Below are 14,062 nucleotides of genomic sequence, written 5' to 3' on the forward strand. Positions count from 1 at the left end.
ATGCAACGATCAGTTGCATTAGCTCAGTGAACCACGTGCCTCCAGCTAACACAACACCTTGTTGCGATAAGGTTGGCTCATGACTTCGACACCACAACGGCCCGGAGGGCGTAGTGCCAGGGTGCGCGAGGCCGTCCTGGCAGCCACGGCGGCCGAATTGTCCGAACGCGGATTCGCGGCGATGACTATCGAGGACATAGCCGCCCGCTCCGGAGTCCACAAGACCACGATCTACCGGCGGTGGAGCACGCTGTCCCAGTTGGTGGCCGACGCGGCGATCGAGGTATCGGCAACCACCGTCCCCATCCCGGATACCGGTTCCATCGAATCCGACCTGCGCGAGATGGCCAGATCGATAGTCGCACTGGTGACCAGCGAGTCGGGCGGCGCGTTGGTGGCTGCACTGTTCTCCGACGCGGTCCGCACGCCCGAGGTCGCGAGACTCAAGCGCGAGTTCTATTCCGCACGTTACGAACTGGCAGACATCGTCGTTAGCCGAGCAGTCGAGCGCGGGGAGATCTCCGAGAAGGTCTCGGCCGCTGATCTTCTGGCGGCCGTCGCCGCACCCATCTACTATCGCCTGCTGGTCGCCGATCTACCCGTCGACCAGTCGGTTGCCGATCGTGCTGCTGCCGGCGCGCTCGCTGCGGCCCGCGCCGGGGCACTCGATCAGGCCGAATGAGCCAGTGAATTCAGCGCTTCCACGATTGCCTCGTTGAATCCGCTGCCGCCATGCCCGGCGCCGTCGAGTACCACCAACTCACTACCCGGCCAACGCCGGTGGATCGCCCAGGCAGTGTCGAGTGGCCCGGAAATGTCATACCGTCCGTGCACGAGAATCGCGGGAATCTCAGCGAGACGGTCCATTCCGTCCAATATCTGATTCGGCGCCAGGAAGCAGTCGTTACCCCAGTAATGCGTAACCAGCCTGGTCATCACCCGGCGGAAGTCCGGATTCTGGTATCGAACACTCGGAGTCCACCCCGGCATCAGCGACACGTGCACGTCTTCCCAACGGCACCACTGCAACGCGGCATTCTCGCGCACAACAGGATCCGGATCGGCAAGCAGTCGCGCGTACGCCGCGGGGAGGTTTCCGTCACGCTCGTCCACCGGCAACGGCGCCACGAACTCTTCCCATTCACGCGGAAATACCCGGCCCATGGCACGGGTGATCCACTCGATTTCGACCCTCGTCCCGCCGGTGATCGCGCCCAGGGCCATCGCTTGCACCCGCGCGGGAAACGCCTGCGCGTACACCAGACCCAAACTCACGCCCCAGGAAAGTCCCGTCACGATCCATCGCTCGATACCGAGATGCTCACGAAGACGCTCGATGTCTTCCACAATGTGCGCCGTGGTGTTCACGGTCAGATCGACGTCCGGACTGCTCGCTAGCGGAAGACTGCGCCCACAGCCTCGCTGATCGAACAGAACTGCGCGAAAGACTTCGGGATCGAAGAAACGCCTGGCGCCGACAGTGCATCCCGAACCGGGACCGCCGTGGAGGTAGAGAACCGGAATGCCCGCAGGATTGCCGACTGTCTCCCAGTACAGACTCTGACCATCCGCCACTTCCAACAGACCGGACTCGTACGGTTCGACGGGCGGGTACAGGACAGCAGTCATAGGCGGTGATTCTTCCATCAAGCTGCCTACTCGAGTAGGCAGCACGCGGCCGAGCAATGGCCTAGCGTGGACAGGACACCACTGCGACGGGAGTACACCAGATGCGTGATGGGTTCAGGTTGCCGGGATACGGCGGCGCCGCAGTCTTCCTTCGCAGTCATGCGGTTCCCGCCACTGTCTTCGAATCCGACGTGCCCACACTCGTTTTCGACGTCGGACTGCTCAGCCCCGACCGCTTCAATCAGTATCTCAGCCGACATACGGACGACGGATTCGTCGAACGGCTGGCGGCGTTCTTCTTTCACGCGGCCGCAGACTTCCATCCCGAGAAATCGCTTCCGGCGTTCACCGACGAACGACTCGGGCTGATGATCTCGGTCTGTTCCAGCACCGATCGAGAGGTGGAACTCGACTTCTCACTCGCCGAGGATCCCGAATCGGAGGACACCGAACGCGACGAGATGACCTTCGAGACAAGCCGAGTCGTCCTCGCAACCTCGGCGCAGACGGTTTCTCGACTGACCGGTGGAGTAACCACCCACTTCGACGGGGAGTTGTAGAGACATGGGTTTTCTCTTCGAGGTTCTCGATTTTCCCGAAGGCAGTCGGATGACCGATCTGTGGAACAACACATGGGCTGAGCCGGCAATGGGCGAGGAGATTGCCTCCGGCCACTTCATTCATCTGGGCGACGATCAACACGTCGACGTCGAGACCGATTTTCTCAGTAGCCACCTACCGTTCAACGTGGCAGGCTTCGGTGGAGTCTTTCCCGACGGCAAACCTTGGATGTTCGTCATGCAGAAGGCGCCGGCGGACCTCGCGACCAGGCTTCGCGGCGAGGACGATCCGCACTCACTTCTGCGCGGATCACTCGACCGCGCCATGTCTTTCAACCCTGATGCACTGGTGGCCGAGGAATTGTCCTGGAGGCACGCCGATCTGGTGAAGGTGTACGACGAAGAGGGAATCCCTGTGGTATCCGTCGCGGGTTGGTCGGTTGCGGATCTCCTGCGTGGCCTCTTGGCGCAGTGTTGCAACGTCGAACTTGCCGCCGTCGTCGCCGGATACCCAGAGTGCGCCTATCCCGAATCGGCGCATGCGTGCGAAGCGGACGTGTTCTCCGACGTGTTCGCCGGTTGGGTCAGCGGACTGCGGTGATGTGACGGAGGAGACTCCACCCTCCCGACATTTCGGAGTAGACTCATTTATGAGCGTGATCCGAAATGGAACGAGGTGAACGGGATGACGAAGCCGGACCAAGAGCTGGGCCGTCGTGAACGCAACAAACTCGAGAAGCAGACACGCATCTTCGACGCCGCTGCCGAACTGTTCGCGGAAAAGGGCTACAGCGCAGTCACAACTCAAGAAATTGCCGACCGCGCCGATGTAGCCGGCGGCACTCTCTTTCGTTACGCCGCAAGCAAAGCCGAGTTGCTGCTCATGGTGTACAACGCGGAATACCGCAAGCAGATCGAATTGGGAGAAGAGCGTGAAGCCAAGTCGACCGGCACAGAAGATCGTGTACTCGAGCTGGTTTCACCCCTGCTGATCGCAAGTCGCCGAAACGACGAGAACACCGGCATCTACCAACGCGAGGTGTTGTTCGGTGAGCCCAGCGAGTGTTTCCGGGCCGAAGGCCTGGAACTCTCGCAGCGCCTGCAAACGCGGATTGCGCAAATCTTGCACGAGGCACACCCCAACCACACCACCCGAACCACCACTGCAGCGCGAACGATTTCCAACGTGCTGCACTTCGAAATAGCCCGCGCGGCATTGGACCGGATCACGGCTGACGAACTCACGAACATCGTTGCCGCACAGGTCCGATTGACGCTTGCCGGACTACCCACCGAATAGGATTGAGGATCGAAAATGACTGAACTGAAGCAGATCACCGTTCTGGGTACCGGAGTTCTCGGCTCACAGATCGCCTATCAGACCGCCTATCACGGCTTCGACGTCGTCGCGTACGACATCAACGTCGAGGTCATCGAAAAGGCCAAGGCTCGGTTCGACTCGTTGGCCGCGGCCTACAAGGCCGAGAACATCGAGGGCGCCAAGGAAGGCAAGGCTGACGAAGCGCTGCAACGTATTACGTACTCGTACGATCTAGCCGAAGCCGTCGCCAAGGCCGACCTGGTCATCGAGGCAATTCCCGAGGACATCGCCATCAAGCGCGACACCTACGAGAAGCTTGCCACGGTTGCTCCGGAGCACACGGTGTTCGCCACAAACTCCTCGACGCTTCTGCCGAGCGATCTCAAGGAGTTCACCGGCCGCCCCGAGAAGTTCCTCGCACTGCACTTCGCAAATCACGTGTGGGTGAACAACACTGCCGAGGTCATGGGCACCGAGTCCACCGACCCCGCCGTGTACCGCGAGGTCGTCGAGTTCGCGAAGAACATCGGCATGGTGCCGATCGAACTCAAGAAGGAGAAGGCGGGCTACGTACTCAACTCGCTCCTGGTCCCGCTCCTCAACGCGGCCTCCGACCTGCTGATCGACGGCATCGCCGATCCCGACATGGTCGACAAGACGTGGCGTATCGGCACCGGAGCCCCGTTCGGCCCCTTCCAGATCATGGACGTTGTCGGGTTGACCACCGTCTACAACATCTCCTCCCAGGGCGGCGAGAAGCAGCGCGAATTCGCCGACTACATCAAGAAGAACTACATCGACGAGGGCAAGCTCGGCGTTGCTGTCGGCGAGGGCTTCTACAACTACAAGGGCTGATCAACTGCAAGGCTGATCAACTGCAAGGCTGATCAACCAACCGGCTCACCGCGCGGTGGTTACGACGTGAATTCACGTGGTAGCCACCGCGCGGACGTCTGTTGTCAGTAAGTCCGAAACCACCCTGAGCGATTGTGACGCAAGCTTCTTCACGTGCGAACCCATCATCAGGAGAGATCCCCACATGCGTCGTTCCGCCATCTCGGCACTCACAACACTGGCACTGCTCGGCGCCGGAACATTGGTCAGCACACCCGCTGTCGCCGCTCCCCTCGCGTGTGGCGGAATCTCCACCGGTTCGTTCTCAGGCTCCACCGGCGGATCGGAGTACCTGTGCGCCAAGGAAGGTGATCTCCTGGACGTGCGCATCGGCGACGTTCACGCGACACAACCGTCCCTCGGCTACGACGAGGTGTACTACAAGCTCGGGCGATACACGCTCGGAAAAGACACGATCAACAAGAAGTTCGACGACTGGTGTGAGGCGAACGGCCAGATCCAGGCCGCGACCGCTACTGCGGCGTCGACACTGAAGGACCCGTCGTCCTTCACCTGCCAGCTCCCGGTGGGTCAGGAAACCGCGGAGAGCATCGCGCCCATGAAGACCGTGGTCGTCGGTCCCCGCGGCGATCTCTATCTGACCGACGGTCACCACACCCTCACGTCCTTCATCGAGACGGCCGACGGCGGTCCCGACCTTCACGTGCGACTGCGGGTTCTCGGCAACCTCAGCGGCTTGAGTGAAGGTGCCTTCTGGACCGAGATGGAGAAGAACAAGTGGGTCTGGTCGCGTGACGTCGACGGAAACCAGGTACCGGTCCAGGCTCTGCCGAAGAGCGTCGGCCTGGCCAACTTCGCCGACGACAAGTACCGCAGCTTGATGTACTTCTCCCGCGACATCGGATTCGCCGCGGGCACGATTCCGTTCCAGGAGTTCTACTGGGGCGCCTGGGTCCGCGACACCGCGCCCGTCGACCTCACCAACTGGAATCGCGATGATCTCTCCAGCTACCTGGGCACCGTGAAGTCGGTGACCAAAGCACAGACAGCGTTGACGGGCGATGCCGTCGTCGACAGCGGATTCACTGCCACCGATCTTGGCGTCCTGTCGGCCTGGAACGACGGCAAAGCCGAGTCCAAGGGCGAGTTCGCAAAGCTGTCCAAGCCGTACACAGACGACAAGCCGGGCAAGATCGCCTACGCACTTGCCTACAAAGCAACCCTCTGACCTGCTCAGATCCAAGTCACACCAAGCAGACTTGACTAAGGTAAGCCTCTACTCAGTAGTCTGAACCCATTCGGGTGCCGCTTCATCGAAGCAGCGACGCCCTGCCCTGACGGAATACATGCCGTCGTATCTGCCCGGTCGAACAATCTCCGGGCAACCAGGACAGGGAGAAGGTTGCTGCAGTGAGCACGTCCATCGTCGGTTTGTACGACCCCGCAGATGACAAGAGCAGTTGCGGGGTCGGGTTCATCACGCGCAAGGACGGCGTGCAGACCCACGATGTCCTGATCAAGGGCCGCGAAGCGCTCTGCTCGGTTCCGCACCGCGGCGGTATGTCCTCCGAGGGCGTCGGCGACGGCGGCGGCGTCTCGGTGGACCTCTCCCTCCGGTTCTTCCGCAAGGTAACCGGGCGCTCCGACCTTCGCGCCGGACGCTTCTGCGTCGGCAACTTCTTCCTTCCGGACGACGACGCCCAGCACGCTCGCGCTGCCGCCCTGGTCGAACGTGAACTTCTCGATCGCGGTTTCACCACTCTCGCAGTGCGCGACGTCCCGGTCGACAACTCGGCGATTCGGCCGGCCGCGATCGCGCATCAACTTCCGGTCAGGCAGTGGATTTTCGAGGTGCCCACTCCTCGCCCCGAGCCTGCGGTAGTCGATCGCCTCGTGCACGAAGCTCTGCTCGCCATCGAGGCAATCGCGTACAACACCCCTGCACTACGCGGGTTGTACCCACTCTCGCTCAGCGCGCGAACTCAGGTTCTCAAAGGTCGCTTGAACTCCGACGAAGTGATCCCGTACTTCCGCGACCTGGTCGACCCCGATCACGCCGTGCACACGATGTACTTCCATACGCGGTTCTCGACCAACACGGACCCGCATCCCACGATGGCGCAGCCGTTCCGGTTCATGGCTCACAACGGAGAACTGAACACGGACAAGAAGAATCGGCTCTCCGAAGCTGCTGTCGCCAGTGCAAAACGACGTGCGATCGTCCGTCCGCCCGGCCAGTCCGACAGTTGCCGACTCGATCAGACCCTGGAAGCTCGCGTCATCGAGGACAGTGTCGACCTGGTGACGGCTGTGGTCTCGATGATGCCGCCGGCCTGGGAAAACGACACCACTCTCTCCCCCGCAGTGCGTGCGATGTTCGAGTACTTCTCGCTGTACGAGGAGAAGAACGACGGACCGGCAGCGCTGGTGTTCGGCGACGGCACCATCATCGGTGCGCGCCTGGATCGCCTCGGTCTGCGTCCACTACGCACGATCGAGACACACGACTACGTGTGCGCATTCTCCGAAGCCGGACAGATCGCGTTCGCACCCGAGACGGTGATTCACCGTGGCCGCGTCGAGGCCGGCGGAATGTTGTACTTCGATCATCGCGATCGCCATACCTACACTGCCCGCGAAGCTCTGGAAAAGATTGCCGCTCAGCGCGACTACCAGTCGTTGCTGGAGCAATCGCGAATCCTGATCGAAGACATTCCCGCCGTGCCAGCGGAGAAAGTCAGCTCCCCGACCCGTTACAACGGCACCTTCGAGGTTCATCAGCGCTACATGGCGTACTCCCTGGATCAGGAAAGTTTCAAATTCCTGATGGATCCGATGCTCACGCACGGAGCCGAAAAGGTCTCCGCCATGGGTTACGGCAACGCCATCAACGCATTCAGCGACCGCGAAGGCGGTGTGGCACGTTACTTTTCGCAGCGATTCGCCCAGGTAACCAACCCTCCCCTCGACAGCATCCGTGAAGCGGACGGTATGACCCTCCGGGTCGCATTGGGTGCGAAGATGTCCCCGGACAGGGCAAGCAGATCGTCATCGCCTCGCCGATCCTCGGGCACCTGGACATGCTCAAGATCCGCGAACAGAACCACACTCCGCACCGCCGCTTCGAAATGCTCTACCCCGCCGAGGGTGACGCGCAGGCAATGGTCGACGCGATGACCGCGCTCGGCGATGCTGTTGTAGCCTTCGCGGCCGAACAGGGCGGAATCGCAGTCCTGACCGACCGCCACGTATCTCACGAGCGCGCAACACTTCCCGCGATCATGGTCGTCGGAGCATTGAACCAACGCCTCATCGACGCGGGCCTGCGATTGCGCGTCTCTCTCATCGTCGAGAGCGGCCAGATCGAGTCCTCACACCACGTTGCGGCCGCACTCGGTTTCGGCGCTTCCGCCGTCTACCCGCTGTCCGTTCAGTTGCGAGCCGAGGAGAAGTTCGCCGCTGACCCGGATGCCGCGTTCCGACGCTTCGCGAAGGCCGCCGAGAAGTCCCTGATGAAGACGATGGGACGCGTCGGTCTGTGCACCGTCGAAAGCTACATCGGCGGAGAATTTTTCGAACCCAACTTCCTCGATACGTCCGACCCTGTTCTGCGCCAGTGGTTCCCCAACATGAAGTCACCGGTGGGTGGCGTCGGTTTCGACACCGTCGCGGTGACCTCGAAGCAGTGGCACGAGCGTGCGAGCGCAGTCGGGGGCGAGAAGGATCTGCCACTGCTCGGCCTGTTCAAGGAGCGTGCAGACGGCGCAGGGCATTCGTTCGGTACCACCGCGGTCCGTAAGTACGTCGAACTCACCGAAGAGAAGATCGCGTTCGACAGTCCCTCCGGAACAGAACAATTCGAGGCTCTTCGTCTACTGCCGCTCGGACGGCTCGACGACGCCTTCCGCCTCGACGCCGGGGCATACCGGGCGACGAGCTTCGACCGGTTGACCACCGAGCAGATCGACGACTTCGACATCACCGCCGGGTACCGGGACTTTTCCACTGTCATGGCTGCGGAACGATCGCGTCGTCCCGCCGCGTTGCGCGATGTCATCTCCGTGCCCGGTGATGTCACATTTGCGGTGACGACAGCCGAGTTCACCGACCAGATCAGCCGATTCTCGGTGCGCGGCAATAAGACGATCGTGATGCGTGGAATCCGGTGTGAATCTGCCGCGGACGGCCGGTACACACTTAGCCTGGACGGTCCACTGGCCGACGACACCGCTCGGGTGGTAGCACTCGGCGATGCTCTTTCCGTCGCCTTTGCCGACGACGTCACCATCGAGGCCACCGACCCGGATCTGGTGCTGAATGCAACCGGTATTGCGGCAGAGTTCCTGTCCAAGCTGAGGGTCGCACCGGCAGGTGTACCTCTCTCCGAGGTACAGAGTGCAAGCGACATCACCCCGAAGTTGGCGTCGGGTGCCATGAGCCATGGCGCACTGAACGCTCCGGCGCACGAAGCCGTCGCGCACGGCACGAACATGGTCGGTGCGATGTCCAACAGCGGCGAAGGCGGCGAACACCTTTCGCGCTACGACACGATTCGTGCATCGCGCATCAAGCAGTTTGCATCCGGACGCTTCGGAATCTGGGCGGGCTACCTCGCCGATCCGATGCTCGAAGAGATCGAGATCAAACTCGGCCAAGGCGCAAAACCCGGTGAGGGCGGGCAGCTTCCGGCCGCCAAGGTCACCGTCGACATCGCTGCCGCCCGCGGCGGAACGCCCGGCGTCGAACTGGTTTCGCCGCCGCCTCACCACGACACGTACTCCATCGAGGACCTCGCTCAGCTCATCCACGACTGCAAGGCAGCTCGCATTCGGGTGATCGTGAAGTTGGTGTCCTCGGAAGGAATCGGCACCATCGCCGTCGGTGTCGCCAAGGCCGGCGCCGACGTCATCAACGTCGCCGGAAATACCGGTGGCACCGGCGCAGCTTCGGTGACCAGCCTCAAATACGCGGGTCGTGCGGCCGAGGTCGGTATCGCGGAGGTCCATCAAGCTCTGTGTGCCAACGGACTTCGCCAGAAAGTCGTTCTGCGATGCTCGGGCGCGCATCAGACCGGCAGCGACATCATCACTTCCGCCCTACTCGGCGCAGACAGCTTCGAGTTCGGTACGTCGGCGCTGATGATGATGGGCTGCGTCATGGCCAAGAACTGCAACATCAAGTGCCCCGCCGGTCTGACCACCAACCCGGAACTGTTCGACGGCGATCCCCGCGCGATGGCGCAGTACCTTCTCAACATCGCTCACGAAACTCGGGAACTGCTCGCGAATCTGGGAATGCGGTCCCTTCAGGAAGCGCGGGGTCGAACGGATCTCCTGCATCTGCTCGATCACCCGTCTATTGTCGGCAATCTGAAGCTGGACGCGATGTTCGAGTCCGCCCCGGACATCACCATCGACAATCCTGTGTACCTCGAACGTGAGTACGCGCTCGACGAGAAGATCATGGACGAGGTTCGTACGGTGTTCTTCAACCGTGGCGAGGCCTCGGTCGCCGTGTCCGGACCTGAATTCGCCGAAGGTGCACTGCACCTGGGTAACCGGAACAAGAGCGTCGGTGGTCAGTTGGCGATCGACCTCGAACGCGAACTCAACTACGGAGCGGCCGGCCTTCTCGCTCCGGGAGTACTGACCGACGAGCGTGGGCGACGCTACCTGGCGCCGGGCAGCGTGCGCGTCCTGACGACCGGATCTGCGGGCCTGTCGTTCGGCGCATTCTGCAACGACGGCATGCACCTGGAACACACCGGGACATGTAACGACGGCGTAGGAAAGAGCATGAGCGGCGGCGTGATTGCCGTGCGCAGCCCAGGCGGCGGCTCCAGTGACGCCGGTGGAAACGTGTTGATCGGCAACTTCGCGCTCTTCGGCGCCACCGGTGGACGAGTGTTCGTCGAAGGTGAAGCAGGCGATCGCTTCGCAGTTCGCAACTCCGGCGCCAGTGCTGTCGTCGAAGGTGTCGGAGACTTCGCCGGCGAGTACATGACTAACGGTGCTGTCGTGAATCTCGGCGAGTTCGGCAAGGGTGTCGGCAACGGCATGAGTGGTGGCTTCTTCTACCAGTACGACCCTCGTGGCGAATTGGCACTGCGAGCAAGTACCGATTCCGTACTGCTGGGTTCGATCACCGCTGCGACCGACCCTCTTGCCGCCGTCCACAACCACGCAGTACAACTCCTGCTCGAACTGCATGTGGAGGCAACGGGATCCGCGCTCGGCACCCGACTGCTCGAGAACTGGGAAGTCGAACAGCACTCGTTCGTCTACGCGATGCCCAAGGCACTGATGCTCTACCAGGACAGTGATGCAATCCTGGCTGCGAAGTCGCACAAAGAGCTCCTCGAAGAATTGGCGTCCGCCATCGCAGCACGTCAGGTCCGCACCTTCAAACTCGCAGTGCGCGACGGGCGCCCCGCACTGAACGGAGCAGTCCCTGCCTACGGCGAGACCGATACGGCGACGATGTATGCGCTGCTCAGTGAGTACACCGTGCTTCACTTCGCGCAACAACTCGCCACCGCCCGCACGCCGGGTGCGTCCGGACCCGACGATCCAGCAGTGCAGAAAGCGGCCCGAAACCTGGTGCTGACCGAGGACTTCGCCCTCGTCCAGCACTTGGTCAAGTACTCGAAAGAGATTCTGGCCGACTACGACGACGAACAGTTGGCTGCGCTGATTGCAGCCAAGCGGGTCGACGACTACAAGCAGGCGCTGAGCCTACGCAACGTGTTGGCCATGGACAGCCCGGCGACGTACGGGTGGATTCTGTTTCAAGACAACAAGAATCGGGACAAGCTCGGATCACTGCCGAACTTCGACGAACTGTTCGCTTCGCGCACGATCCCCGACCTGGTGTCCTGACCTCCTCCCCCGAAAGTAGGTGAGCTTCAAATCATGGAAATCCCGTACATCCCCGAATACGCACCGTTCACCGGCGACCAGCGCGCGTGGCTTTCCGGATTCCTGGCCGGTCTACACTCGCGAACTGTCATGTCCGGTCAAACCGGTACTGCAACAGCGACAGTGGAGAGAGCTGCCGGCGCAGCCGTGCACATCCTTTACGGAAGTCAGACCGGCAACGCGGAGTCCTTGGCTGAAGACGTAGCCGCAGCTGCTCGTGCCCACGGTCTCGAACCACTTGTCGCGAGTCTGGACACCGTGGATATCAATGCACTTTCCGCCATGCGCCGGGTGCTCGTCATCACCTCCACCTACGGCGAGGGCGAGATGCCCGACAACGCGCAGCTGTTCTGGGATGCAGTCGAATCCGAGAGTGCGCCCCGGCTGGAGGGTCTCTACTTCGGAGTACTCGCACTCGGTGACACCAGCTACGACGGGTACTGCCAGTCGGGAAAGAACATCGACGCCCGCTTCGAAGCGCTCGGCGGGACCCGGGTTGTCGACCGCACCGATTGCGACGTCGACTACGAGGATCCGGCGGCCGAGTGGATCGTTCGGGCCGTCGCTGCGGTGGCCGGTGTCGACGGTGATGCGGTGGCCGGTGTCGACGGTGATGCGGGGGCCGCTGCCTCGCCGGTTGCGCCCGCTCAGACGAAGACCAAGTCCCAGTGGACTCGCAAGAACCCCTATCCTGCAACCGTCCTCGCCAACCGGCTGTTGTCCGGCGAGGACTCAGCCAAGGAAGTCCGCCACTTCACCTTTGCGCTCGGCGAGGACGGTCTGGACTACGAGGCCGGAGATGGATTGGGCATCCGCCCGATCAACGACCCCGCCCTCGTCGAGGCGATCATCCATCAGCTCGGTGTCAGCGGCGATTACGTGGTTACCGCGAAAGACGGCTCGTCCGCACCGTTGGACCAGGTGTTGACCAGCGACTACGAGATCTCCATTCCCTCGCGCGATTTGATCGAAGACATCGCCCGACGCAGCGGCGACGCCGAACTGCAGCATATTCTCGACACGGAAGATCGGGAAGCGCTCGATGCGTGGCTGTGGGGCAAGGACGTTCTCGATCTCCTCCAGTTGGACAACAGCATTCGCCTGAATCCCGAGGATCTGCTTACACTTCTTCGCCCGCTGCAACATCGGGTCTATTCGATCTCCTCCAGCCCGCTGGCCCACGACGGCACCGTCCATCTGACGGTAGCGAGTGTGCGCTACCGCTCGGGCGAGCGGGACCGCGGCGGCGTCTGCTCGACGTACCTGGCGGACCGCGTCGGCGAAGGCGATCGGGTCGGAGTTTTTGTCTCCAAGAACAATTCGTTCCGCCTACCCGCCGATGACGCTGTTCCCGTCGTGATGATCGGCCCCGGAACCGGCATCGCACCCTTCCGCGCTTTCCTGCACGAGCGTCGCGCGCGCAACGCGTCGGGGCAGAATTGGCTCTTCTTCGGCGATCAGCATCAGTCGAGCGACTTCATCTACGAGGACGAGTTGAACGGGCTGACCCGTGACGGTGTCCTGACTCGCCTCGATCTGGCCTTCTCGCGCGATCAGTCCGAGAAGATCTACGTCCAGACTCGTATGCGCGAGCAGGGCCGAGACTTGTTCGACTGGCTCGAAAACGGTGCGCACATGTACGTCTGCGGCGACGCCACTCGGATGGCAAAGGACGTCGACGACGCATTGCACGAGGTCGTCGCCGAGCACGGTGGGTTGGATGCGGACGCCGCCGAGGATTACGTCAACAACCTCAAACGATCGAAGCGGTACCTAAGGGATGTCTACTGAGATGTGCCCGCACCGTGGCGAATGTCGTTGCGCAGCTTTGGCACGCATGTCGGACCTGGACGCACTGCTTGCGCGTCCAGGATTCCGCGGCGGACTGATCGACACCGCACCTGAGGTAGTCGGCAAAATGCTGCCACTCTTGGACGACGCCGTAGCAATCACCGTTGCAGGTCCGGTGGCTGTCAACGACTCGGGCAAGTACTCCGTTCCGACATTTCCCGGCGATCCGTTGGTCTGCGCGCCCGGGCTCGTCTCTCTACGTTTGAACGTTGCCTCCCTCGGCTCGGTGGTGACCACTGAAGCAGGGCAGCACCTACCGCCGACGCTCCGCATGTTCGACATCCACGGATCAAGTTCACACACCACGTATTTGACCCCGGCCTCGGATCGTCTCGCCTTCGAAGCGATGCGAACTGCGCCGAGCACTGCGAGGGAAACAAGCCCTCCCATCCAGACATCGAATACGCCCGCATTCTGGGCCGAAGCCGATCAGCTGACACAGCTCGACTTCATCCTCGCGGACGGCGGCAGCGAACGTCGTAGCGGCCTGGTCGCTCTGGGCGCCCTCGGTTACCGGCGAGTCGATCCTCACCTCATGGCTGCCGGGATGGAGCACCTGTCCTACCACCAACTGCCCGTCACGACCGTCGTCGCCGGGAACGGATGCCTGCAGATCCACCGTGGTGACCTCGACGCCGCAGCCATGTTCGGGGGGACGCTGACTTTGGCGTCCGACACCTGCCGGATGATGATCGACCTGAATGGTGTCTCGGAGTGCTGGCTGACCCGCACCCACGGCGTTCACGGCCTGACCAGCTCGATCGAGATGTACGACTTCCGCCGCAAATGCGTGGCAGTCTTCACCCAAACGGGTCCAACCGAACCCGCAGTCATGGGCGTGTGGGAAGACGTCATGAGTTCCATCTCGGCCGCATCCTGACACCGACGGATGCTGGGCAAGTGTAAGAAATCGGCGTACGGCGATAACC

General features: G+C 62.0%; 9 protein-coding genes and 1 pseudogene. 9 read left to right on the top strand and 1 reads right to left on the bottom strand.

All coding sequences use genetic code 11. The features are described 5' to 3' along the window. Positions 1-79: 79 nt before the first annotated feature. The gene (locus EHW12_RS28105; RefSeq protein WP_241199066.1) at positions 80-682 is read left to right on the top strand and encodes a TetR/AcrR family transcriptional regulator; all 603 of its coding nucleotides are present in this window, start codon (positions 80-82) and stop codon (positions 680-682) included. Here the strand turns inward: EHW12_RS28105 and pip are convergent. Then, positions 670-1,629: a prolyl aminopeptidase gene (gene pip, locus EHW12_RS28110; RefSeq protein WP_007730337.1), complete on the bottom strand. Its 960-nt coding sequence runs from the start codon at positions 1,627-1,629 to the stop codon at positions 670-672. The two genes, EHW12_RS28105 and pip, sit on opposite strands and share 13 nt — an antisense overlap. Before the next feature lie 101 nt (positions 1,630-1,730). On the opposite strand from pip, the gene EHW12_RS28115 reads away from it, so the two are divergent. The 8 genes and pseudogenes from EHW12_RS28115 (at position 1,731) to EHW12_RS28150 (ending at position 14,013) form a co-directional block, all read left to right on the top strand. Beyond that, positions 1,731-2,189 (top strand): hypothetical protein, encoded by a 459-nt coding sequence (locus tag EHW12_RS28115; RefSeq protein ID WP_003942982.1) that lies wholly within the window; start codon positions 1,731-1,733, stop codon positions 2,187-2,189. A 4-nt stretch (positions 2,190-2,193) separates the two neighbouring features. Further along, positions 2,194-2,790 (top strand): hypothetical protein, encoded by a 597-nt coding sequence (locus EHW12_RS28120; protein WP_125052288.1) that lies wholly within the window; start codon positions 2,194-2,196, stop codon positions 2,788-2,790. 84 nt (positions 2,791-2,874) lie between these two features. Continuing rightward, positions 2,875-3,489, top strand: coding sequence for a TetR/AcrR family transcriptional regulator (locus EHW12_RS28125; protein ID WP_030536169.1), 615 nt, complete (start codon positions 2,875-2,877; stop codon positions 3,487-3,489). 15 nt (positions 3,490-3,504) lie between these two features. Beyond that, positions 3,505-4,365, top strand: coding sequence for a 3-hydroxyacyl-CoA dehydrogenase (locus EHW12_RS28130; RefSeq protein ID WP_125052290.1), 861 nt, complete (start codon positions 3,505-3,507; stop codon positions 4,363-4,365). Positions 4,366-4,549: 184 nt separating this feature from the next. Beyond that, positions 4,550-5,593, top strand: coding sequence for a ParB/Srx family N-terminal domain-containing protein (locus tag EHW12_RS28135; protein WP_081558593.1), 1,044 nt, complete (start codon positions 4,550-4,552; stop codon positions 5,591-5,593). Between the two features lie 182 nt (positions 5,594-5,775). Next, positions 5,776-11,243 (top strand): annotated as a pseudogene (locus tag EHW12_RS28140) (glutamate synthase-related protein). Positions 11,244-11,276: 33 nt separating this feature from the next. Next, positions 11,277-13,073, top strand: coding sequence for a sulfite reductase subunit alpha (locus tag EHW12_RS28145; protein WP_125052292.1), 1,797 nt, complete (start codon positions 11,277-11,279; stop codon positions 13,071-13,073). 46 nt (positions 13,074-13,119) lie between these two features. After that, the gene (locus EHW12_RS28150; protein WP_125052294.1) at positions 13,120-14,013 is read left to right on the top strand and encodes a hypothetical protein; all 894 of its coding nucleotides are present in this window, start codon (positions 13,120-13,122) and stop codon (positions 14,011-14,013) included. The last annotated feature ends 49 nt before the right edge of the window (positions 14,014-14,062 follow it).

This window comes from Rhodococcus sp. NJ-530 (assembly GCF_003860625.1).
Taxonomy (GTDB): domain Bacteria; phylum Actinomycetota; class Actinomycetes; order Mycobacteriales; family Mycobacteriaceae; genus Rhodococcus_F; species Rhodococcus_F qingshengii.

Coding starts and splice junctions, on each gene's coding strand:
- EHW12_RS28145 (WP_125052292.1), top strand. CDS start 11,277: ATGGAAATCCCGTACATCCCCGAATACGCACCGTTCACCGGCGACCAG.
- pip (WP_007730337.1), bottom strand. CDS start 1,629: ATGACTGCTGTCCTGTACCCGCCCGTCGAACCGTACGAGTCCGGTCTG.
- EHW12_RS28150 (WP_125052294.1), top strand. CDS start 13,120: ATGTCGGACCTGGACGCACTGCTTGCGCGTCCAGGATTCCGCGGCGGA.
- EHW12_RS28105 (WP_241199066.1), top strand. CDS start 80: ATGACTTCGACACCACAACGGCCCGGAGGGCGTAGTGCCAGGGTGCGC.
- EHW12_RS28125 (WP_030536169.1), top strand. CDS start 2,875: ATGACGAAGCCGGACCAAGAGCTGGGCCGTCGTGAACGCAACAAACTC.
- EHW12_RS28130 (WP_125052290.1), top strand. CDS start 3,505: ATGACTGAACTGAAGCAGATCACCGTTCTGGGTACCGGAGTTCTCGGC.
- EHW12_RS28120 (WP_125052288.1), top strand. CDS start 2,194: ATGGGTTTTCTCTTCGAGGTTCTCGATTTTCCCGAAGGCAGTCGGATG.
- EHW12_RS28135 (WP_081558593.1), top strand. CDS start 4,550: ATGCGTCGTTCCGCCATCTCGGCACTCACAACACTGGCACTGCTCGGC.
- EHW12_RS28115 (WP_003942982.1), top strand. CDS start 1,731: ATGCGTGATGGGTTCAGGTTGCCGGGATACGGCGGCGCCGCAGTCTTC.